Consider the following 21,292-nt stretch of genomic DNA (forward strand, 5'->3'; position numbering starts at 1 on the left):
TTGAAGAATCTGGCGGTTTTCATATCGCAATGCAGCGCGAAGGCAATGCGGCGATGGTCAAACGCGGCCAATTTCACAGTTGGTCAGGCGAGTGCGGCGCGGATCGCGTCGAGACCATCATCGGAGAGCGCGAAAGCGGCGGCGCGTGCGTTCCTCCCGATCTGTTCGGGCGTGCTGGCTCCGGCGATCACGCTCGGCACGGCCCGCGATTTCAGGAGATAGGCGAAGGCGAGATCGATCAGCTCGCCGCCGAGCCATTCCGCAACACGGGCCAGACGTACCGCCGTTTCCAGGTTCTCCTGTTTCAGAAAAAGGTCTGCGAGCCGTTTGGAGCCTGCAAGGCGCGTCCCCTCCGGTGCGGGCTTTCCGGCTTCGTACTTTCCAGTCAGGACTCCGCTTGCGAGCGGGAAGAAGGGCAGGAGCCCGATGCCGTATTTCTCGCAGACGGGCAGGACATCCTCTTCGACGTCGCGCGCCAGCAGGCTGTATTCCGCCTGTGTGGAGATGAAGCGGTTGGTGCCGAGTTCCCTGGCGATGAAATGCGCCTCGACGATCTGCCAGGCCGAAAACTGCGAACAGCCGGCATAGCGCACCTTTCCCGCACGGATGAGGTCGTCGAGCGCGCGCAGCGTCTCCTCGACCGGCGTGTCGGGATCCGGCTTGTGGAACTGGAAGAGGTCGATCCGGTCGGTGCCGAGACGCTTCAGGCTCGCCTCTACGGAGGCGATGACTGAGCTGTGCGATCCGCCGGTGCCTTCGGCATAGCCGAACTTGGTCGCGACGACGACATCATTGCGCCGTTTGCCAAGCGCCCTGCCCACGATCTCCTCCGAACGGCCGAATGTGCCCATCGGGTAGACGTCGGCGGTGTCGAAGAGGGTTACGCCGTGATCGAGCGCGGCATGGACAACCCGGGTGGACGCGTCCTCGTCGAGGCGGCCGCCGAAATTGTTGCAACCGAGGCCGAGCGCGGACACCTTCAGGTCCGAATTGCCGATTGTCCTGAATTGCATCGGATTGTCTCCGTTTGTCAGGCGCTGATGTTGAGACCGATATAGCGGTCGAGCGTCGCCTGATCGTTGACGAGTTCCTGCGATGGCGCCTCGTGGACGATACGTCCGCGTTCCAGGATGATTGCACTATCGGTCATCTCAAGCGCCACCTCGGCATGCTGTTCGACCAGCATCAGCGTCATGCCGGCCTCGCGAACCATCTTTCGGATGGATTCGCCGAGCTCTTCCACGATAATCGGGGCGAGACCTTCGAGCGGCTCGTCGAGCAGCAGCATGGTCGGGTTGGTCATCAGCGTGCGCCCGATCGCGAGCATTTGCTGTTCGCCGCCGGACAACTGGTTGCCCTTGTTCTCCCGGCGTTCTTTCAGGCGCGGGAACAGGTCGTAGACCCTGGCGACATCCCACGCGCCGGACCGGGCGACGACCACGAGGTTTTCCTCGACGGTCAGCGAGCGGAAAATGTCGCGTTCCTGCGGCACCCAGCCGATGCCGAGCCGGGCGCGCAGATGCGGTTTAACCGTCTGGATCTCCCGGCCGCGCCACACAATCGTCCCGGACAGAAATTGCGTGAAGCCCATGATCGTCTGGATCAGCGTGGACTTGCCGACGCCGTTGCGGCCGAGCAAGGCCATGCCGGCGCCTTCCGCAACCGAGAAGGAAACGCCGTCGAGCACGACGGAATCGCCATAGCCGGCGCGCACGTCGCGGAATTCCAGAAGCGGCTCAGCCATGATGCGCGCCTCCCAGATAGACTTCACGGACGCGCGGATCATGCGCGATCTCGTCGGGCGTGCCTTCGGTGAGGATCGCGCCCTGCACGAGCACGGTGATCCTGCTTGCGAAGGAAAAGACGAGGTTCATGTCGTGTTCGATGAAAAGGATCGAGATGTCTTCGGGCAGCGCGGCGATGACCTCGAACAGCGCCGCGCTCTCGCTTTTCGGCACGCCGGCGGCCGGCTCGTCGAGCAGCAGCACCTTCGGCCGCGAGGCCAGTGCCAGCGCGATCTCCAGCAGGCGTTGCTGACCGTAGGCGAGGTCGCGTGTCGGTTTGACTGCGTCGTCGCCAAGACCAACTTTCGACAGTAGATCATGGGCCTCGTCGATTCCTTCGGCGTGTTTCGAAAGGCCGGAAAGCCAGTGGCCGGAAGTGCCGTTGCGCTCGCAGATCGCCATGACCGCCGATTCCAGCGGCGTGAGCTGCGGAAACAGCGTGTTGATCTGGAAGGTGCGGGACAGGCCGCGCTTCACGCGGGCATTCGGCTCCAGCCGCGTCACGTCCTCTCCGTTCAGCAGCACCGTGCCGGTGTCGGGCGCAAGCGTGCCCGTGATCAGGTTGATCAGCGTCGTCTTGCCGGCGCCGTTCGGGCCGATCAGCGCATGGCGCGCGCCCTTCGGCAGCGCCAGAGAGACGTTGTCGGAAACGACCAGCTTGCCGAAAGCCTTGCCGATATTGTTTGTCTCAAGGCTGTTCATGAGCGCCTCCCGATACGGGCAAGGCGCTCGAGCCCGCCGAGGATGCCGCGCGGCATGAAGAGGACGACGAAGATCAGGATCAGGCCGATCCAGAAATACCAGTATTGCAGGTAGAAGCCGGAAATCTGGTCACGCGCGACCATGAAGATGATTGCGCCGAGGATAGCGCCGTAGAGGCGGCCGGTGCCGCCGAGGATCAGCATCACGGCGATTTCTGCCGAGCGCTGGAAGCCAAGCGCCTCGGGCGAGACCGTTTCCGAGACCTGCGCGAGCAATGCGCCGGCGACGCCTGCAAAGGCAGCGGAGATGACGAAGATTTTCTGCAGGTGACCCCGGTTTGGTGCCCCAAGCGCGGTCGTGCGCACCGGATTTTCGCGGATTGCTTCCAATGTCAGGCCGAAGGGCGAATGCACGATCCTGCGCGCCAGAAGAAACAGGATGAACAACACGCTGATCGCATAGGCGTAGGCGGTGTGGCCCCACAGCGAGAATTTCCAGATGCCGAGCAGCTTCCATGTGTCTATGCCCTGGAGGCCGTCGGAGCCGCCCGTAAACTGGTCGAACGTAATGGCCAGTTCAGTCATCAGGAAGGACAGGCCGAGCGTGATCATCAGAAGCGCAAGGTGCTGCACCCTGACGATCATGAAACTGACAATATAGCCGGCAAGCGCCGACACGGCCGCGGCCAGCGCGAGGCCGGAGATCGGCTCGCCCCAGCCTCTGGCCGAGAGGATGCCGGCGGTATAGGCGCCGATGCCGAAGAAGGCCGCGTGGCCGAGCGAGATGATGCCGGCATATCCGAGGATCAGGTCGAGCGAGATGCAGAACAGCGCCGCGACCGCGACGGATGCGGCGAGCGACAGATAGTGCTCGAAGAATACGAACGGAATGACCGCGGCCGCGATCCAGAAGACGATTTCATAGGGTGAAATGCGGGCTCTTGCCCTTATCCAGCTTTTCGGTTCCATGACCTAACGCCTCGCAAACAGGCCGTTGGGCCGGAAGAACAGAATCACGACCATGAACAGGTAGATCAGGAAGGCCCCCACTTCGGGAAAGAGGAATTTGCCGACGACGTCGAAGATTCCGAGAGCGGCGGCGGCGACGAAACTGCCCCAGATGGAGCCGAGGCCGCCGATGGAAACCACGATGAGGACCGGCACCAGGACGTGGAAACCGAAATTCGGATCGATGAACAGGATGTTGATGGCAAGTGCGCCACCGAGGCCCGCCAAGCCGCTGCCAAGCGCGAAGGTCAGCGCGAAGATGACGCTGATATTGAGGCCGAGGCCGCTCGCGACCTTGCCGTTGTCGACGGCGGCGCGGACCATGGCGCCAAAGCGCGTATATTCGAGCACGCCGACCAGGACGGTGGTGATGAGCAGCGCAACGACCACGAGGAAGATCCTGTAGGAGGGCAGTTTCAGCGCGCCGATCTCGACAAATCCCTTCAGATAGCCGGGCAGTTCGACGGAGTGATGCACCGTTCCGAAGAAAAAGGCGGCGACGGCATAGGATGCGAAGACCACGCCGATCGTCAGCAGGACCTGGTTGAGCTCGCCCGACTTGTATATGCGCCGGAACAGGACGACCTCGAATCCGGCCGCGATGATCGCCGTCACGATGAAGGCGAAGGGCAGGGTGGCGAGAAACGGCCAGCCTGCGAGTTCGACCAGCGCATAGGTCACGTAGCCGCCGAGCATGGCGAAGGCGCCATGGGCGAGGTTGGTGAAATTCATCAGGCCGAGCGTCACGGACAGGCCGACGGACAGCAGGAAAAGCAGCATCCCGTAGGATAATCCGTCGAACAGGACTGCAATCAGCGTGGACATTGGAAAAGCCTTGAAAAAGGCCGGCGCGGACATGCCGCGCCGGCCCCGGGGATCAGTCTATCTTGCGTTATCGATCTGGTCGATGATGACGTTTTGCGGCTTGCCGTCGACCATCTGCACTTCGCGTATCCAGATCGTCTGAACCACGTCTCCGGTCTCGGCGTCGATGCCCATCGGGCCGCGCGGGCTGTCCCAAGTCATGCCCTTGGCCGCCTTGATCAGCGCCGCGGCGGAGGCGTCGCCGCCGGTGGCTTCCAGCGCCTTGTAGATTGCCGCCATGCCGTCATAGGCGCCGATCGAGTAGATGTCGGGATCACGGCCGTCATTGGCGTCACGGTATGCCTTGACGAACTCGTTGTTGAGCGGATCGTCGCGGTGCACGTTGTAGTGATAGGCGGTGATGATGCCGGCCGCGGTTTCGCCCATCGCCTCTAGCGCGGCGTCATCGGTCAGTTCGCCTTGGCCGTAGATCTTGGTGTTCTTCGCGGTGATGCCGCGTTCGGCGAGGGCCTTGCCGAGGGCCGGCGGCTGCGTGCCGCCGGGCACCCAGACGTAGAGCGCTTCCGGCTTCGCCTCGGCGATGCGCTGGACGAAGGGAGCGAAGTCGGGATTGACGACCGGTGTGCGGTCCTGGCCGACGACTTCGCCGCCGGCGGCCTTGAAGGCCTCCTCGAACGCGGCGCCGGAGCCGATTCCCGGGCCGTAATCCGTCACCATCGTATAGACCTGCTTGACGCCTTGCTTGGCGACCCAGGCGCCGAAATTGCCGTTGATCTGGCTGGCTGTGGCCGAGGTCCGGATCATGTAGGGCGACTTGGTGATGATCACCGGCGTGGTGGCATTCATGACCACCATGAACTTTTCGGCTTCAGCCGACACATCGCCCATCGCAAGCGCGTTGGGTGTGAGAAGCGCTCCGGCCAGGATATCGACGCCATCGCGCACCACGAGTTCCTCGGCAAGGCGTTTGGCGACGTCGGGCGCGATGCCGCCGACATCCTTGCGGATGATCTCGATCTTCTTGCCGGCGACTTCGTCGCCATGCTGCTGCATGTAAAGCTTGATGCCCGCGTCGAGCTGCGCGCCGGGATCGGCGAACTGCCCGGAATAGGCGTTGATGATGCCGATTTTCACTGTGTCCTGGGCCATCGCCGAGCCGCCCAGCAGCGACAAGGTCAATGCGCAGACGGCTGTTAGTGTCTTTCTCATGTTTTTCCTCCCTGACATGATTGTCGGTTTTCGAAAAAGCGTAGGCTTGCAGCACCTTTGCGTCAATTTGGGGAACCGCGCGCCGTATCGATGATCGGCAACAAGAGCCGGGCGGGCCGATCGCCGCCCATGTGAACATTCTGGCGTCCGGCATTGCGCAGATCCTCGTGCCGCGCATGGACGCTCGGCTTGGGATAGTCGTAGATGTCGGACCCCTGGATGACGAGCCGCAGGTTTTCGCCAGCCTCGAAGCGTGTTCCGGACGGCCAGATTTCGATGTCGACCGGCACGATCTCGCCCGGAGCAAGCTTCCGTTCGCGCCGGTGGGCGAGGACCGGCATGAAGGGCGTGGAGGCTGCCGCGTCGAGTTCGCGATGCGAGACGCGCAGCCAGCCGAGCGCGACCGGCCCGTCCTCGAACTGGGCGTAATAGGCGAACGGCACGATGGTGCCGGCGGCGTCGAGCTTCTGGACGGCGACGAAGATATCCATGTCGTCGCCCACATCGACCGAGACCCAAAGCTTCAGCGCCATGTGCCCTACGATGTCGGTGGTCTCGTCGAAACGGTGATCGAAGGTCAGGCTTTCGCCGGCGGTCGGGTCGTAGGAGACCGTCGCCGGACCGCCGGGTGCGGCGTCGAGGCGGCCCGGAGCCAGATAGAGCGGGACATAGTCCGTATCCTCGATCGGCCACTGGCGAGCGGGGAGTTCGGCGCCCTGGTAGTATTTCTCGCGCAGTTCGTAGCGCACCGGCGGCCAGGCCGTGACTTCAGTCTCCTTACCGAGGAGGAAATGATCGAAAAAGGCGCGTTGCATCTCGACGCAGCGCGGCTCGTAGTAATGCGCCCATTTCTTACGGCCATGGACATAGAGCCATTTCTGCTTCGAGGAGATGCGTCGGAAGCCTTCGAGCGTGCCGCGGGTGTGCAGCGCCTGGTCGGTCCAGCTTGCACAGACGAAGGCCGGAACCTCGATCCTTTCCAGTTTCGCCCGCTTGCTGTCCCAATAGGCGTCGAAAAGCGTTCGTTCCTTCGTTTCGAGCCGAAGGTCTTCGATTTCCGTTACCGAATGGCCCCAGCGGCCGGGCAGATAGTCCCAGAACGAGGTTTCGGGGATGCCGCCGTGGCGCACAACCTCGCGATAGGTGTCGCTCCAGCCTTCCCACGGATTGATGGCGGCCAAATGCGGGGGATTGAGTTCGGCGACGCGCCATTGCGAGGAGGTGAGGTAGGACACGCCGGACAGGCCGACCTTGCCGTTCGACCAGGGCTGCGTTCCTGCCCATTCGATCAGCGCGGCGTAATCCTCGGCCTCTTCGGGCGAGAGATAGGTGGCGCGGCCCTGCGAATACCATGTGCCGCGCGGGTCGGCGTTGATGACCGCGTAGCCGTGGCGCGCCCAGTAGACCGGGTCGGGTGCCTCGAAGGCGGTGTAGGCCGACAGCTTCTCGTCATCGACGTCGGCGGCCGGAAAATTGACCGAATAGCGCGTGTGGCCGTGCTTGCCGTAGGGGCCCCAGCCGATCAGCGGGGCGGCAATCCCGTCGAGCGGGCGGAAGACGTCGACGTGGATCGTCACGCCGTCGGGGAGGGTGACGGGCACGTCCTTTTCGTAAAGGACTCCATCGATCTCGATACGCTGGTATTTCGGCGGCGTGCCGCCGCGATCCTCCGGGGCGGAAAGCGGAGGCCTGAAACGGTATTCAAATGTCGCCATTTCTCCTCCCATTCTTTGTATTAGCTGCTCGAACGGGATGCGGTCTCACGAAAGTCGCATCGCGTTCAGGTATACATAAGTGCCGATCCGCCTTGTCCCGGCACATCCCCTCGTTGGCGGATAATCTCCCTATCTACCGAAGAAATTCAAGCAAATTCTCAATCGTGGACGAAACGTCGCGTTATTCCGAAATTCGCACTCATGCATACAATCCGCTTCCTTGAGCGTGCGACCCTCGGGGAATGCCGGTTTCGGCACCGGCCCCGTCACAGCAATGGCGAAACGAGGATTTTCGCAGCGATCAAGGCAAGCAGCGCGAGAATCAGCCTGTCGAAAGTTTCTTTGCGGATGTGACGGGCGAGGTAGGCGCCGACAGGCATGAAACCGAGAAGCGGCACCAAGGCGAGTGCGCCGTGCAACAATATTTTGACGTTCAGCAGGCCGAGGCCGGCGAGCGCGGGAACCTGGACCGCCGACATCATGATGAAGAATACCGAGATCGTCGCGATGAAGCTGGGACGTTCGAGGCGCAACGCGTTCATGAAGGAGATCGACACCGGCGCTGAAAGGCCGGACGCGCCCTGCAGCATGCCGCCGAGGAAGCCCGCCGGTCCGGCAAGTCGCAGTCCGCGGGCATAGGGCAGGAACCAGTCGGTGCGAACCAGCCGGAAGGCGATATAGAGCAGGACAACGATGCCGACGCCGATCAGAAGCAGGTTCGGCGGAGCGTAGGCCAGCATGAAGGAACCCGCCAGCGCGCCGAGCGCGCCGCCGCCGGCGAACAGCCAGGTGAACAGGGCGGGAAGCATCCTGTCGCGGTACTGCCACCACTGCCAGAAATTGGTGATCAGGTTCGGTACCACGAGGATGGCGACTGCATAACGGACATCGAAAATCAGCGACAGCATCGGCACGGCGACGATCGGCGCCCCGGCGCCGGTCGCGCCCTTGAGGATGCCGCCGGCCGCCAGTGCGAGGGCGGCGAGCGCCAGTTCGATTTCCAGATTCATCTATCCGATATCCCAAATAATGAGATTCTAGCGTATCGCGCTGGAAATTTTTCGCCAAGCATGCTTCCTGTCGTGAAGCCGGGGCGGGCATTCCGGCCGGTCTGCGGAACAGAGGAGAGGACGCGATGAAAGTGGCAATGACGGGCGCGGCTCATGGCATCGGCGCGGCGACGGCGGCGAAACTGAAGGCGCAGGGCGCCCACATCACCGGTTTCGACATCGCCGAACCCGTTTCCGATGTCGACCGGTGGATCGAGGTCGACATGTCCGATCCGGATGCCATTCTCGCTGCCGCCGGCAAGGTGGACGGACCGTTCGACGTCCTGGTCAACTGCGCCGGCCTGCCGCCGCGTCCCGACCTCGAGGAAAAGATCCTGGCGGTCAATGCCTTCGGCCTGATCATGATGACCAAAGCGCTGTTGCCGAAGCTCGGGCCCGGTGCGTCGGTCGTCAATGTGGCTTCGAAGGCCGGTGCGCGCTGGAAAGAGAATATCGCGCAGGTGAAGGCGCTGCTCGCTCTGCCGGGCGTGGAGGGGTTGCCCACCTTCATCGCGGAGCAGGAGATCGATCCGGTGCGCGCCTACGATCTGTCGAAGGAGGCGGTCATCGCCTGGTCGGTCGGTCAGGTCGAGCCGCTGATCGCCAGGGACATCCGCATCAACACCGTCAGCCCGGCCGCTGTCGAAACCCGCATCCTCGACGATTTCGTCAATGCCTTCGGTGAGCGAGCGACTGCGATGATGGCGCGCACCCGCCGATCGGGACAGCCGGAGGAAGTGGCGGCCGTCGTCGCCTTCCTCGCCGGGCCGCAGAGCAGCTGGGTCAAGGGCGTCGACATCCCCATAGACGGCGGAACGACGGCGCTGCTCGCCGCCGATGCGCTGGGACTCGGCCACTAATCCAAACTCGCGGCTCGGGTGAGGATGGCGTTCGCATCCGGTCCGGCGCTGTCGCCGGTCCAGGCGACGAACTGGTCCGGCCGCACCAGCGTCAGGCGCGCTTCCATCTTCTCCCGGCCTCCGGCGAAACTGTCCGCGATCACGGTCAACGGAATGCCCAGTCGAGCTGCCGCCACCTGGAATGCGGCGGTGTCGGGTTTGTCCGCATCGAGCGCGACGAGCGTGAAACCGGGTCCCATATCTTCGTAGAGATTGCGGCCGGACGAGAGTGGCTGCGGCGCAAGATGGTGGCCGGCGCGTGCCGCAAAGACATGGCTGCCGCTGGCGCTACACGTCCCGCCCTCGGGGCCGAACACGACCGGCGACCCCTCATAGTTCGGCTCGTAAGACTGGACCTCGGCGGATCCGGCTGCGCGTTTGTTCCATGCTTTCTCGAATTCCGCACGATCCTTTTCCGGATCGTGACGCATGAGGAATTCCCGGTCTTCCTCGATGAAATTCTCGATGAAGTCGCGCGCGGTAGAGGCAAAGACCGGACGACGCTCGGCGTCGTAGCTGTCGAGCAGATCCTCGCCGCCCCAGCCCTGAAGCGCGGCGGCGAGTTTCCAGCCGAGATTGCGCGCGTCCTCGAAACCGGTGTTGACGCCGAATCCGCCATAGGGCGGATGGCTGTGCGCGGCATCGCCCGCAATGAAGATATTGCCGGCGCGGTATGTGTCGGCGAGGGCGATGCGCAGTTCCCAGAAGCCTATGTGCTCGAATTCGACCGCGAATTCGGCGCCGACCGCGCGATGCAGATAGTCGGTGAAGTCGAAATTGTCCTTCGTCGTGCCAAGCGGGACCGGCGCATGGAAAAACCAGGTCGAGCCTAGATCCACCCGTCCGAAGAACAACCAGTAACCGTTAAGGTCTGGGTGCAGCACGTTGTAGAACGACTTGCCCGGATAGCGTTTAAGAAGCTCATGCAGTTCCTCAGACCTGAAGACGAGCAAGACCATCAGCTTGTCGTGCTCGGAGCGGGTCTGCGTGATGCCGGCCCGGTCGCGTATGACCGAGCGGCTGCCGTCGCAACCAACCGTATATTTCGCGCGTAGCGTCCGGGTGGCGTCTCCATCGCGCGCAGATATCGTTACGGTCACCCCGTCTTCGTCCTGGACGACGTCCTCGCCGGACCAGCCATAGAGAATATCGATTCCGGGGATTTGCGCGGCGCGGGCGCGCAGCACCTCCTCGGTCGCATATTGTGGCAGGCGCTCGTTGTCGGTGAAGTAGTAGGGGCGCACCAACTCGCGCTTCAGCCAGTCATAGTGGTAGTCGCTCAACAGGGTGCCGTAAGCCGTCAGCCCGCCGATGCCGTATTCGCTCGGCACCGTGCGCGCGGCGCGCAGTTCCTTTTCCGCGTTCCAGAAATGGAAATGCTCCATGGTGCGCTGGGTCAGGTTCTGGCCCTTGGGGATCGGTTGCGGCTTTTCGTGGCGTTCGACCACGATGACGGACACGCCACGCTGGCCGAGTTCGATCGCCAGGCCCATGCCGACCGGTCCGCCGCCGACGATGACGACGTCGCTGTTGCTGTCTTTACGTGTCATCTCTTCGCGTCATGCCTCGCCATACACCGTGCCCGCCTCGAGATAGACGTGCTTGGTTTCGAGAAAATCGTTGAGGCCTTCGACGCCATGCAGGCGTCCGATGCCAGACTGGCCGTAGCCGCCGGTCTCGCCCTCGGCAAGCAGCCGCGTATGCGAGTTGAGCCAGACCGTGCCGGCCCGGATCGCCCGCGACATGCGCATGGCGCGGTTGAGGTCGCGGGTGAAGACGCTCGCCGCAAGCCCGTATTTCGTGGCGTTCGCCTTGGTGACGGCCTCCGCCTCGTCCTCGAAGGTCTCGATGGAAACGATCGGGCCGAACAGTTCCTCATGGACGAGATCCGACTGCAGGTCGTCGATGCGGAACAGCGTCGGCGTAATGAAGGCGCCCTTGTCGAGCGGCTTGCCCGTCAGGATCAGTTCGCCCTCGTCACCCGCCTGTTCGATCAGGCCCATGATGCGTTTCTGGTTGGCGATATCGATCAGCGAGCCCATCTCGCTCGACGGATCGGCGCCGGGACCGACCTTCACCGCCTCGAATGCCGGCTTGATGCGTGCCTCGAAATCCGCTTGTACGGATTTGTGGACAAGAAAGCGGGCGGCGGCAACGCAGATCTGACCGGCCATCACCAGCGCGCCATGGGTGAGTTCCTTCACCGCGCCGTCCAGATCGGCATCGGGGAAGATCACAGCCGGGGCCTTGCCGCCGAGTTCCAGCGAGAGTCGCTTCAGGGTCGGCGCGGCACCGGCCATGATGCGTTTGCCTGTCCGGCTCGATCCCGTAAACGAGATGACATCGATATCGGGCGAGGCGATCATCGCCTCGCCGACTTCGGTACCGTTTTCGTTGACCGAGTTGACGATGCCGGCGGGAAGCGACGGGCATTCATCGAGGCAGCGCATGACACGGGCATGAACCAGCGGCGTCTGGATCGCCGGCTTGACGACCGCAGTGCAGCCCGCGGCCAGCGCTGGGGCGAGCGAGCGGACATGCAGCGTCACCGGCGCGTTCCATGGCACGATGATCGCCGCGACGCCGGCGGCTTCGCGGTTCATCATCGAGAAATTTCCGGGCGCGCTTTCGAGCGTGCGGCCGAGCACCGTGCGCGCCAGGCCGGCATAGTATCTGGTCTCGGAAATCGATCCCATCATCTCGCCGACGGCTTCGCCGCGCAGCTTGCCGTTCTCGGCGACGATCAGGTCGACCAGTTCGTCCTTTGCGGCTTCCAGCCGGTCGGCGAATTCGAACAGCACCTGCGCGCGCAGGCGCGGCGAGGCGGCCCAGCCGGTCGTCAGGAAGGTTCTGCGCGCGACGGCTGCCGCCTCTTCGACAAGGGCCTTCGAGCCCGGAAAGAAGTGCCCGAGCACGCTGCCGTCGGCCGGGTTGACGCTCTCGCTGGGCGCGGCGCCACCCTCGATCCACTTGCCGGCGATGTAGTTCTTCGCGTCTGGATAAGTCATCGCGTCACCCCTTGAGCTTCAGGCCGAGCAGGTTGACGGCATTGTCCTGGAAAATCTTGCGGCGCAGTTCCTCGGAGATGTCCATCTCCTCGATGATGCGGATCGTCTCGCGGATATACATCGGGCCGGCCTCGGGATCGAACGGCGCGTCGGAGGCGAACAGCACGTGATCCTCGCCGAAGAACTCGATGGCGTGCTCGATCGCCTTGCGCGATCCGAACGAGGCCGTGTCGGCGTAGAAATCCTTGAAATATTCCAGATGCGGGCGCTTCAGCGCCTTGCGCACGGCGGCGAGGTCGCGGTCGGTCGTGCGCGCGCCCATCTGGTCCCAGCCGGGGCCGACGCGGCCCTCGAAGAATGGCACCATGCCGCCGGCGTGATGGGTGATGACCTTGAGGCTCGGATATTTGTCGAACATGCCGGAAAACACCATCCGCGCCATCGCGGCCGATGTCTCGTAGGGCCAGCCGAAGGTCCACCAGATCTCGTATTCGGAGCGATCCTCGGTCAGGTAGTCCGGGAAGTTCGCGCCGCGCGCCGGGTGCATCCAGACGGGTTTTCCGGCTTCGCCCAGATAGGCGAAGAAGTCGGAGAATTCGGGCGAGTCGAGCGGCTTGCCCTTCACATTGGTGAAGATCTGTATGCCGGCCGCTCCTGCTTCCTCGATCGCGCGGCGCGCTTCCGTGATTGCGCCGGCCGGGTCGGTCAATACGGCTGTCGAGATGAAAGCCGGGAAACGCGCGGGATACTTCGCGCAAAGGTCGGCCATGGAATCGGTGCCGATCCGCGACAGTTCGAGCGCCTGCTCGGGGCCGGCCACATGTTCGAGCGGCGGCGAGGCCAGCGACAGGACCTGGCAATAATCCTCACCGAACATGTCCATCACCTCGAAGCGGCGGTCGAGGTCGGTCATCATCGGCACCGCTTCCGAGCGGCGGGTAATGTCGGACGTCGAGCCAACGAGGTCGATGAGTGCCTGATGGAAGGGTTTCGGCCAGATGTGGTTGAAAATGTCGATCTTCTTCATTCTTTGCTCCGCAATATCGATGTTGCAATGGTCTGAAATGGTCAGGCGTTTCGCGCCGCTTCGCTTTCCGCTGCCGTGCGGTCGCGGGAAAGACGCGCGCTGACTTCGCCGGCGTATTCTGCGACCCGCCGGCCGATGGCGTCGACGCCGTGGCTGTCGGCGACTTCGCGGGCAATCGTGACGCAAAGAGACGCGATGGGGCTCGTGCCACCGTCGAAAACGGGCGCAGCGATCCCGGCCACGCCGGGTGTCACCTCGCCATAGGCGACGGCATAGCCGGCGCGCCGAACCTGACGCAGCGACTCCAGGACCGCGTCGCGGTCGTTTCCGAGCCCAACTTCGGCCAGATCCGTCAGGTTGGCGTCGACCACCGGCAGCAGTTTGCGACGGGGAAGAAATGCGATGATGGCGCGCGAGATCGCGCCGCGCGCGAGAGGCATCGGGCGGCCGCGCGGATAGCTCGTTTCGACATCGGCGGTCGACGACTCCGATGCAACGCAGAGGAGCTTGTTGCCGTACCAGCGCACGATCAGCGAATTGCACGGCCACATGGCGGCGAGCGCTTCGAGATGTGGTTGGGCGTAACACACCAGCGGGTCGGACTTGCGCATCAGGAAGTCCATCTCGACGACGCGCGGGCCGAGCGTGAAGCCGCCCGATGGCATAGATGTCAGGAAACCCGCTTCCTTCAACGTCTTCAGGTAGCGGTAGAGCGTCGGCCGGCTGTATCCGAGTTCGGCCATCATCTCTTCCGGCGTCCATTCAAGGTGATCTTCGGTGAAGACGTCGAGGAGCGCGATCACCCGCTCGAGACTGTTGCGTGCGGCCATGGTTTCAACCCTCTGCAGGTGCCGGATCGCGCCGGTTGCGCATGATTTCGCTGGCCATCAGGACAATGCCGCCGATGACGCCGATGACATCGGTGAAGACGGCGCCGGAAAAGGCGCCGGCCGGCACCAGCGCAAGCAGGCCGCACATGGCGAACAATGTTCGCAACACCGGTGACAGGCGCGCAACGAAATAACCGGCCAACGCCGCCGAGACCAGCCAGACGCCGACGATTGCGGTGGCAATCGCGATGGCGATGTCCACGGGCGCGCCGATCAGCAGAAGCGTCGGCGAAAAGACGAACAGGAACGGAATGATGTAGGCCAGCCAGCCGAATTTCATCGCCGCCCATCCCGTCGCCATGGCCGGCGATTTGGCGATGGACGCCGCCGCGAAAGCGGCAAGCGCGATCGGCGGGGTGATCATCGACATCATGCCGAAATAGAGAACGTAAAGATGGGCGCCGATCGGGTCGATGCCGACCTGGATCAGCGCCGGCGCCACCAGCGCCGCGAGCAATACGTAGACGCCGAGTGTCGGCAGGCCCATGCCGAGGACGATGCAGACGATCGCCGACAATGCGAGGAGAACGATCGCGCTGCCGCCGCCGATCTGCACCAGCGAATAGGTCAGGTTGAAACTGAGGCCGGTGACGTTCAGGACGCCGATCACGAGCCCGGATGCGGCCGAAATCAGGATGATCTCGACCACCGAATGGCCGGTGCCCGACATGCTGTCGAAGATCTGGCGCAGGGTCGGACGCTGACCGCGATAGCCGATCGCCAGCGACGTGACGATCAGCACGACGGCGGACCAGAGAGCCGCGCGCTCCGGCTGGTAGTGCTGCCAGAACAGGAGGTAGATCAGGACGGCAAAGGCCAGTGCGAAGTGGATTCCGCGGGCGACGATCCTGCCTTCCGGGATCTCGGACTTCGGCAGGGGGAGGATGCCCATCTTGGCGGCTTCAAGATCCGCCTGGATGAACAGCGCGACGTAGTAGAGCAGGGCGGGAACGAGCGCGGCCATGACGATCGAGGAATAGGGCACGGCCAGGAACTCGGCCATCAGGAAGGCCGAGGCGCCCATGACCGGCGGCATTAGCTGGCCGCCCGTCGACGCGACGGCCTCGATCGCTGCTGCCTTGTGGCCGGGATAGCCGTCGCGCTTGATCATCGGGATCGTGACGACGCCGGTGCCGACGACATTCGCAACCGCTGAGCCGGAAATCGAGCCGAACAGCGCCGAGGCTAGGACGGCGATCTTCATCGAGCCGCCGCGGAACCGCCCCATGCCGATCATCGCGGCGTCGGTGAAGAAGCGCGAGCCGCCGGTGATGCCAAGCAGGGTGCCAAAAAGGATGAAGGCAACGACGACGGTCGAGGCGACAGACATCGGCAGGCCGAGAATGCCGTTGGAATCAAGCGCCATGTAGCCGGACAACAGCTGCCAGTTCTGCGGCCGGCCCTGCAGCCGTCCGGGGATGAGATTGCCGAACAGGGCATAGAGCAGGAAGGCGCAGATGATGATGACCAGCGCCCAGCCGGTCGCGCGGCGCAGCGCCTCCAGGACGAGCACAACGATGATAATGCCGGGGAGCCAGACCTCGACGGGTCGGGAGAATATCTGAAGGACGAATTGCGGGTAGCCGACGGCGATAAAGGCGACGGCAGCGAAGGAAACCAAAGCTAGCAGGGCATCGTGCCAGGGCACGAATTCGCGCGCCTCGTGCCGGCGGGCTGGCAAGGTGAGAAAGGCGATCGGCAGCACGAGGGCGAGGATCGCCGCGAAGAACTGCTGCGGGTAGAAGCCCAGCCCCAGATAGCGGGGCACGGACAGCGCCCAGCAGATCGCCGTCAGGGTGACGAGAAACGCCAGCGTGTCGGCGACGGGCCGCCAGAGCGCGGGAGAGAGGCCGGTCCCGGCCGCTCCCTGTTTGGTTGCGGGCATGTTTCGCGCCTTAGTCCAGGCCGACTTCTTTGTAGAAACGCAAGGCGCCCGGATGGAACTGCGCCACCCCCGGGTCGCCCTTCATGTCCTTGGGATTGAACGCCTTGAAGGGCGGAAAGGTGGCGGCCATCGCGGCCTTGCCTTCATACATCGCCTTGGTCATCGCGTAGACGACATCGTCCGGGACGCCGGCATGGGTGAAGACGACCTGCGGGAAGGCAATATAGACATTGTCTTCCAGAACGCCGGGCATCGCGCCGGCCGGCAGTTTCTTGAAGGAGGCGGTCGGCCAGTGTTCGCGTGCGGCGGCGAGGCCGGCATCGCTCGAGTCGACGACCGGAAGCGCACGCAGGCCGCCGACGGCGGCATCCGCCTCGCGCACCTTGCCGGCGCCGTGGGCGAAGATGAAACCGACAGCGTCGCCGGCCATGAAGGCGTCGGCACCGGCGACGACCGATGTGACGTTGACCGGCGTCATGTCGCTACGGCTCATGCCGGCGGTCGCGTAAATCGCGTCGAGCTGCGGCAGGATGGTGTTCTGCGCCGTGTAGCCGTCGACCATCGCCTTGCCCTTCAGGTCGGTGACCGACATGATGTCGCTGTCCTTGCGCACGAAGATCGCCTCGACGAGCGGCATCAGCATGCCGACGATACGCAGCTCGGGATTTTTCACGCCATTCCACCAGGCGTCGCCGGTGATCGCGTAGTTGACTTCCTGCAGATTGGCGACGCCGAACTCGATGCCGCCTGAATTCAGATAGGGGATGAACTGGTTCGGGCTGGTCGCAGGCTGGATGGTGGTGTTGAGGCCGGCCTCGTTGGCGGCATTGGCGACGGCCGTGCCGATATTGTGGAACAGCGAGCCAGGATTGGACGTCGCGATCCCGACATTCTGTGCCGAGGCGGCGCCGGCAAATGCCAGCCCGAAAGCCACGGTCGCTGTGGCGAATAATTTGCGCATATTTTCCTCCCTTTAGTCGTCGGCCAAGGTTTCCGATGGACCGATCAGAAATCTTTATATATGAGATTTTTTATCGTGACTAGCGGCGAACGGTGTCTTCGTCTCGATATAGAAGCCGAAGTGTCCAGCCGGGTCGAGCCCAACAGGGCGGGAGGAGCACTGATGAACGCAGAGGAACAAGACGGCAGACGCCTGCCGGCCAACGGAGCCGAATCTGTCCTGACCGGGCTGAAGTCGAATGGTGTCGATTACCTGTTCGCCAATGCGGGAACCGACTTCCCGCCGATCATCGAGGCACTGGCGAGCCTGGACGTTTCGCAGGTGCCGCAGGCGATCACAATTCCGCACGAGACGGCGAGCGTCGGCATGGCGCATGGCTACTACCTCGTCACCGGCAAGCCGCAGGCGGTAATGGTGCACGTCAATGTCGGCCTCGCCAATGCGGCGATGGGGGTGATCAACGCGGCGAGCGACAACGTTCCCGTCATCGTCATGTCGGGACGGACGCCGATCACGGAAAGCGGACGCTTGGGCAGCCGGATCACGCCGATCCAGTACGGGCAGGAGATGTATGACCAGGCTTCGCTCGTCTCCAACGTGACGAAGTTCCATTACGAGATGCGCTATCCGGAACAGGGCGCGGCGCTGGTCGCACGCGCCGCGGCGCTTGCAAAAAGCGAGCCGAAGGGACCGGTCTATCTCAGCCTGCCGCGCGAACCGCTTGCGGCTCCGATCGAAACACCGCAACAGCCGGCTGAGGCTCGGCCGGTGGCGACGCGTGCCTTCCCGGATCTGGAGGCGATCGCGATCGCGGCGGAATGGCTGGCCAAGGCGACGTCGCCGGTTGTCCTGTGCCAACGCGGCGATACGGACGGCGTGCTCGGCCAAAGGCTCTCCGAATTCTGCAACCGACACGGTATCGGCGTCGCCGAGCCGTTTACGATCCGCAATGTGATGGCGTCTTCGGATCCGATGTTTCTCGGCTACGACGCAAAGGCCGCGATGCAGGGCGCGGACGTGGTCGTCGTTCTCGACAGCGGCGTGCCGTGGATCGAGGCTCTCCACGCGCCGTCCAGCGATGTGAAGGTGATCCATGTTGGCGCCGATCCGCATTTCGCCCGCATGCCGGTGCGCGGCTACAAGACCGATCTGGCGATCGCGGCCGATCCCGTCGCCGCCGTGGAGGCGCTTGCCGCGGCCATGACGGCATCGGGCGGCGACACGGAGACGCGCCGGACGACGATCGCGGCGCGCGCTGCGGAGCGGCGCGAAAAGGCGCGCGCGGAGGCAGAGGCCGGTTGTGCCGGCCCGATGACGGCGGAATGGATGAGCCGCTGCCTTTCCGACGCGATCGATGACCGCGCTGTCGTGTTTAGCGAACTCGGCGTGGTGCCGGGCGCGATGGATGTCGCCGGGCCGAACCGGATTTTCAACAATCCGCATTCGGGTGGCCTCGGCTGGGCGCTGCCGGCGGCGCTTGGGGCGCAGCTTGCCGATCGCGAACGGCTGGTCGCTGCCTGTATCGGTGACGGCTCCTACATTTTCGCCAATCCGGTCGCCTGCCACCAGATTGCCGAGGCGCTGGAACTGCCGGTCCTGACCATCATAAAGAACAACGGTATGTGGAACGCGGTGCGTCGTTCGGTCGTCGGCGCTTATCCGCAAGGTGTGGCGGTGCGTGCCAACACCATGCCGCTGACCTCGCTCGAACCGGCGCCGGACTATCTGAAGGTCGCCGAAGCGAGCCGGGCGCATACCGAACGCGTCGAGCATGGCCGCGACCTGCCGGCGGCGCTCGGACGCGCAATCGACGTCATCCGTAGCGAACGGCGCCAGGCCGTGCTGGATGTGCGCATCGCCGTGTCGGAGAAGAACTAAGCGTCATGCGCTGCGCTTGCCGGCCATGCGGCTGCGCCGCAGAAGCGCGCCCATCTCGTCGAGCGTGTCGATCATCGCGTCGGGCTGGGCGGCGGCCGCCACTTGTAGGATGTCGAGGACATGTTGCGGCGCCTTGTGCGGCACATCGGCCAGCGGCATCGGATAGGACACGAAATAGCCCTGTATCTCGCAACAGCCCATCGCGACCAGCCGGCTCAGTTGCGCCTCGTCCTCGACGCCCTCGGCGACAACCGACATGCCGAGGCCGGCGGACAGGCGAAGGATGGTGTCGATGATATGCAGCGCGTTGGCGTCCTCGTTCATCTCGCGGATGAAGGACTGGTCGATCTTGATCGTGTCGAACGGGAAGCGCTTGACGTAGGAGAGCGACGAGTAGCCGGTGCCGAAATCGTCGAGCGCGATACGCACGCCCATGGTTTTCAGTTCCGTCAGCACCGCGAAGGCATGGTCGGAATTGTCGATGAACAGGCTCTCCGTCACCTCCAGTTCCAGGCATGACGGGGCAAGCCCGGTCGTCTGCAGCGTGTGGCGCACGGTGTCGACGAAACCTCTGCCCTGGAACTGGCGTGGACTGACATTGACGCTGACGGCCGCACTTCCGAACTCCTCCGCGGCGGCCTTGCAGGCCGTGCGCAGCGCCCATTCGCCGATCTTGACGATCAGGTTCGACTGTTCGGCGATCGGGATGAAGTCGGAGGGCGATACCGGGCCCCTGCGCGGATGGGTCCAGCGCAATAGCGCTTCATAGGAGATGATCGAGCGCGACGTCACGTCGAGGCGCGGCTGGAAGTGGAGTTCGAACTGCCCCTCGTCGACCGCGGTCTTGAGGTCTTCCTCCATCTCCTGGCGGCGGCGAAGCTCCTCGCCCATCCCCGGTTCGTAAACGGCGTAGGTGTTGCGGCCGTTGTTCTTGGCGGCATAGAGGCTGACGTCGCAGCGATGGAACAGGGTTTCGGCGTCGGTGGCGTCGCGCGGGGCGATCGCCACGCCGATCGAGGCCCCCGGGCGGATCGTGTCGCCGGTCGGCAGCAACACCGGTTCGGAAATCGCCCTCAGCAGGCGGTGGGCGAGGTCGGCGGCCTGGTTGGGGAAATCGATATGCGCCAGAACGAAGGCGAATTCGTCGCCGCCGAGCCGCGCGACGCAATCGCCCGGCGCGCTGGCGTCGCGCAGGCGCTCGGCGACCGCGACGATGACGGCGTCGCCGGATTGATGGCCGTGCAAGTCATTGATGTTCTTGAACCGGTCGAGATCGATCAGCAGCAGCGCCGTCGACGATCCGCGCTCTTCCAGCCGGCCGAGAAGATCGTGCAGGCGGGTGTTGAAGTTCGCCCGGTTCGGCAGGTTTGTGAGCGGATCGTGCATCGCGAGATGGTAGATGCGCTCCTCGGCCATCTTGCGCTCGCGCAGGTCGGCGAAGGCCAGGACCTGCGTATTCCGGCCGGCATAGTCGATACTGCGGCAACGGAATTCCACCGGGATAAGGCCGTCTCCAGACGTGTTGACGCTGGTCTCGGCAGGGCGGCCGGTATCGCTTTCGAGGTGGCCTAGCGCAGCCAGCCAGTCGTCCGCGGGAAACAGGCTCTTGACCGGACGACCGCGGAGTTCCGTCGCGGGAAGACCGAACAGGTCTTCGGCCGCGGCATTGGCGTCGATGACGCGGTGGTCGCTGGCCAGCACGAGGGCCTCGAAGGTCGCGTCGGCGAACGCGGCCAGCCGGTTCGCTTCCTCGACGGACCGAAGCTGGTCCGCCTTGCGGCGACGCTTCTGTTCCGCCGTCTGGAGATTGTCCATCAGGTCGTTGAACACGTCAGCGAGGTCCTGTGCCTCGTCGCCGGGGCTCGAGACGAGCCGCATCGAAAGGTCGGCGTCGCCGCTGACGAGCTTGCGCATCGCGTTCTCGACATGGGCGGTGCCGAGCGGAGCTTCGTGTTCGCCGATATTGAGGCCGCGCGTCTCCGCTTCCGCGTCGACGCGAACAGACATCCGGCGATTGAGGACAAGCGTCAGGATGTAGCCGGTGCCGAAGGCCCAGACAAAGTTGACCGAAACGCCAAGCAACTGGACGAGAAACTGGTCGATGTGGGATCCCGCCGGCAGGCTCGCTTCGGGCGCGAGCAGAGCGAGGGCAAGTGTGCCGAAAACGCCGGCGAAGCCGTGCGCGCCGACCGCGCCGACCGCGTCGTCGATGCGGAAGCGCGTTTCGAGCAGCCTGTTCGACCAGCTTGCCACGAGGCCGCCGCCTAGGCCGACGAGAACCGAGGAGGCAGGATCGAGCAGGTGGCATCCGGCCGTGATCGCGACGAGCCCGCCGATCATTCCGTTGGTCGCCTTTTCCGGATGGGCGGCGCGTTCGGTGAAGTGGAACCAGGCGTAAGCGCCGCCGCCGCCGGCGGGGCCGGCCAGGATCGTGTTCAGGACGATGTCGGCGA

Annotated in this window: 17 protein-coding genes; 2 read left to right on the forward strand and 15 right to left on the reverse strand. The window is 64.0% G+C overall.

The window, feature by feature from the left end; all coding sequences use genetic code 11:
- Positions 1-83: 83 nt before the first annotated feature.
- The 8 genes from IG169_RS17335 to IG169_RS17370 all read right to left on the reverse strand — a co-directional run bounded on the left by IG169_RS17335 (position 84) and on the right by IG169_RS17370 (position 8,252).
- Positions 84-1,013, reverse strand: a complete 930-nt coding sequence (locus IG169_RS17335; RefSeq protein ID WP_193177490.1) for an aldo/keto reductase — start codon at positions 1,011-1,013, stop codon at positions 84-86.
- Between the two features lie 17 nt (positions 1,014-1,030).
- The gene (locus IG169_RS17340; RefSeq protein ID WP_193177491.1) at positions 1,031-1,744 is read right to left on the reverse strand and encodes an ABC transporter ATP-binding protein; all 714 of its coding nucleotides are present in this window, start codon (positions 1,742-1,744) and stop codon (positions 1,031-1,033) included.
- Complete coding sequence (locus IG169_RS17345; protein ID WP_193177492.1) at positions 1,737-2,486, reverse strand: ABC transporter ATP-binding protein; 750 nt, start codon at positions 2,484-2,486, stop codon at positions 1,737-1,739. The genes IG169_RS17340 and IG169_RS17345 overlap by 8 nt, the downstream gene beginning before the upstream one ends.
- The gene (locus IG169_RS17350; protein ID WP_193177493.1) at positions 2,483-3,454 is read right to left on the reverse strand and encodes a branched-chain amino acid ABC transporter permease; all 972 of its coding nucleotides are present in this window, start codon (positions 3,452-3,454) and stop codon (positions 2,483-2,485) included. Before IG169_RS17350 ends, IG169_RS17345 begins: the two co-directional genes overlap by 4 nt.
- Before the next feature lie 3 nt (positions 3,455-3,457).
- Positions 3,458-4,318, reverse strand: a complete 861-nt coding sequence (locus tag IG169_RS17355) for a branched-chain amino acid ABC transporter permease (protein ID WP_193177494.1) — start codon at positions 4,316-4,318, stop codon at positions 3,458-3,460.
- Positions 4,319-4,375: 57 nt separating this feature from the next.
- The gene (locus IG169_RS17360) at positions 4,376-5,527 is read right to left on the reverse strand and encodes an ABC transporter substrate-binding protein (protein ID WP_193177495.1); all 1,152 of its coding nucleotides are present in this window, start codon (positions 5,525-5,527) and stop codon (positions 4,376-4,378) included.
- Between the two features lie 62 nt (positions 5,528-5,589).
- Positions 5,590-7,242 carry a CocE/NonD family hydrolase gene (locus IG169_RS17365; RefSeq protein WP_193177496.1) on the reverse strand — a complete coding sequence of 551 codons (1,653 nt, stop codon included), beginning with the start codon at positions 7,240-7,242 and terminating at the stop codon, positions 5,590-5,592.
- A gap of 266 nt (positions 7,243-7,508) precedes the next feature.
- Entirely contained in the window at positions 7,509-8,252 is a 744-nt protein-coding gene (locus tag IG169_RS17370) for a sulfite exporter TauE/SafE family protein (protein ID WP_193177497.1), read from the reverse strand.
- A 125-nt stretch (positions 8,253-8,377) separates the two neighbouring features.
- On the opposite strand from IG169_RS17370, the gene IG169_RS17375 reads away from it, so the two are divergent.
- The gene (locus tag IG169_RS17375) at positions 8,378-9,151 is read left to right on the forward strand and encodes an SDR family oxidoreductase (RefSeq protein ID WP_193177498.1); all 774 of its coding nucleotides are present in this window, start codon (positions 8,378-8,380) and stop codon (positions 9,149-9,151) included.
- Here the strand turns inward: IG169_RS17375 and IG169_RS17380 are convergent.
- The 6 genes from IG169_RS17380 to IG169_RS17405 are packed head-to-tail and all read right to left on the reverse strand — an operon-like array spanning position 9,148 to position 16,961.
- Positions 9,148-10,740, reverse strand: coding sequence for an FAD-dependent oxidoreductase (locus IG169_RS17380; protein ID WP_193177499.1), 1,593 nt, complete (start codon positions 10,738-10,740; stop codon positions 9,148-9,150). The two genes, IG169_RS17375 and IG169_RS17380, sit on opposite strands and share 4 nt — an antisense overlap.
- 9 nt (positions 10,741-10,749) lie before the next feature.
- On the reverse strand, positions 10,750-12,198 hold the full coding sequence (locus IG169_RS17385; protein ID WP_193177500.1) for an aldehyde dehydrogenase family protein: 1,449 nt from the start codon (positions 12,196-12,198) through the stop codon (positions 10,750-10,752).
- A 4-nt stretch (positions 12,199-12,202) separates the two neighbouring features.
- Positions 12,203-13,225: an amidohydrolase family protein gene (locus IG169_RS17390; RefSeq protein WP_193177501.1), complete on the reverse strand. Its 1,023-nt coding sequence runs from the start codon at positions 13,223-13,225 to the stop codon at positions 12,203-12,205.
- 41 nt (positions 13,226-13,266) lie between these two features.
- Positions 13,267-14,055 (reverse strand): IclR family transcriptional regulator, encoded by a 789-nt coding sequence (locus IG169_RS17395; protein ID WP_193177502.1) that lies wholly within the window; start codon positions 14,053-14,055, stop codon positions 13,267-13,269.
- Positions 14,056-14,059: 4 nt separating this feature from the next.
- Entirely contained in the window at positions 14,060-16,000 is a 1,941-nt protein-coding gene (locus IG169_RS17400; protein WP_193177503.1) for a TRAP transporter permease, read from the reverse strand.
- Between the two features lie 10 nt (positions 16,001-16,010).
- Entirely contained in the window at positions 16,011-16,961 is a 951-nt protein-coding gene (locus IG169_RS17405) for a TAXI family TRAP transporter solute-binding subunit (RefSeq protein WP_193177504.1), read from the reverse strand.
- 162 nt (positions 16,962-17,123) lie between these two features.
- Between IG169_RS17405 and IG169_RS17410 the strand changes: the two genes are divergently transcribed.
- The gene (locus IG169_RS17410) at positions 17,124-18,839 is read left to right on the forward strand and encodes a thiamine pyrophosphate-requiring protein (RefSeq protein ID WP_193177505.1); all 1,716 of its coding nucleotides are present in this window, start codon (positions 17,124-17,126) and stop codon (positions 18,837-18,839) included.
- 3 nt (positions 18,840-18,842) lie between these two features.
- Here the strand turns inward: IG169_RS17410 and IG169_RS17415 are convergent.
- Positions 18,843-21,292, reverse strand: a 2,450-nt coding sequence (locus tag IG169_RS17415; RefSeq protein WP_193177506.1) for an EAL domain-containing protein, incomplete at its 5' end; no start/stop codon positions are given.

This window comes from Oricola nitratireducens (assembly GCF_014904745.1).
In the GTDB taxonomy this organism is placed as follows: Bacteria; Pseudomonadota; Alphaproteobacteria; order Rhizobiales; family Rhizobiaceae; genus Oricola; species Oricola nitratireducens.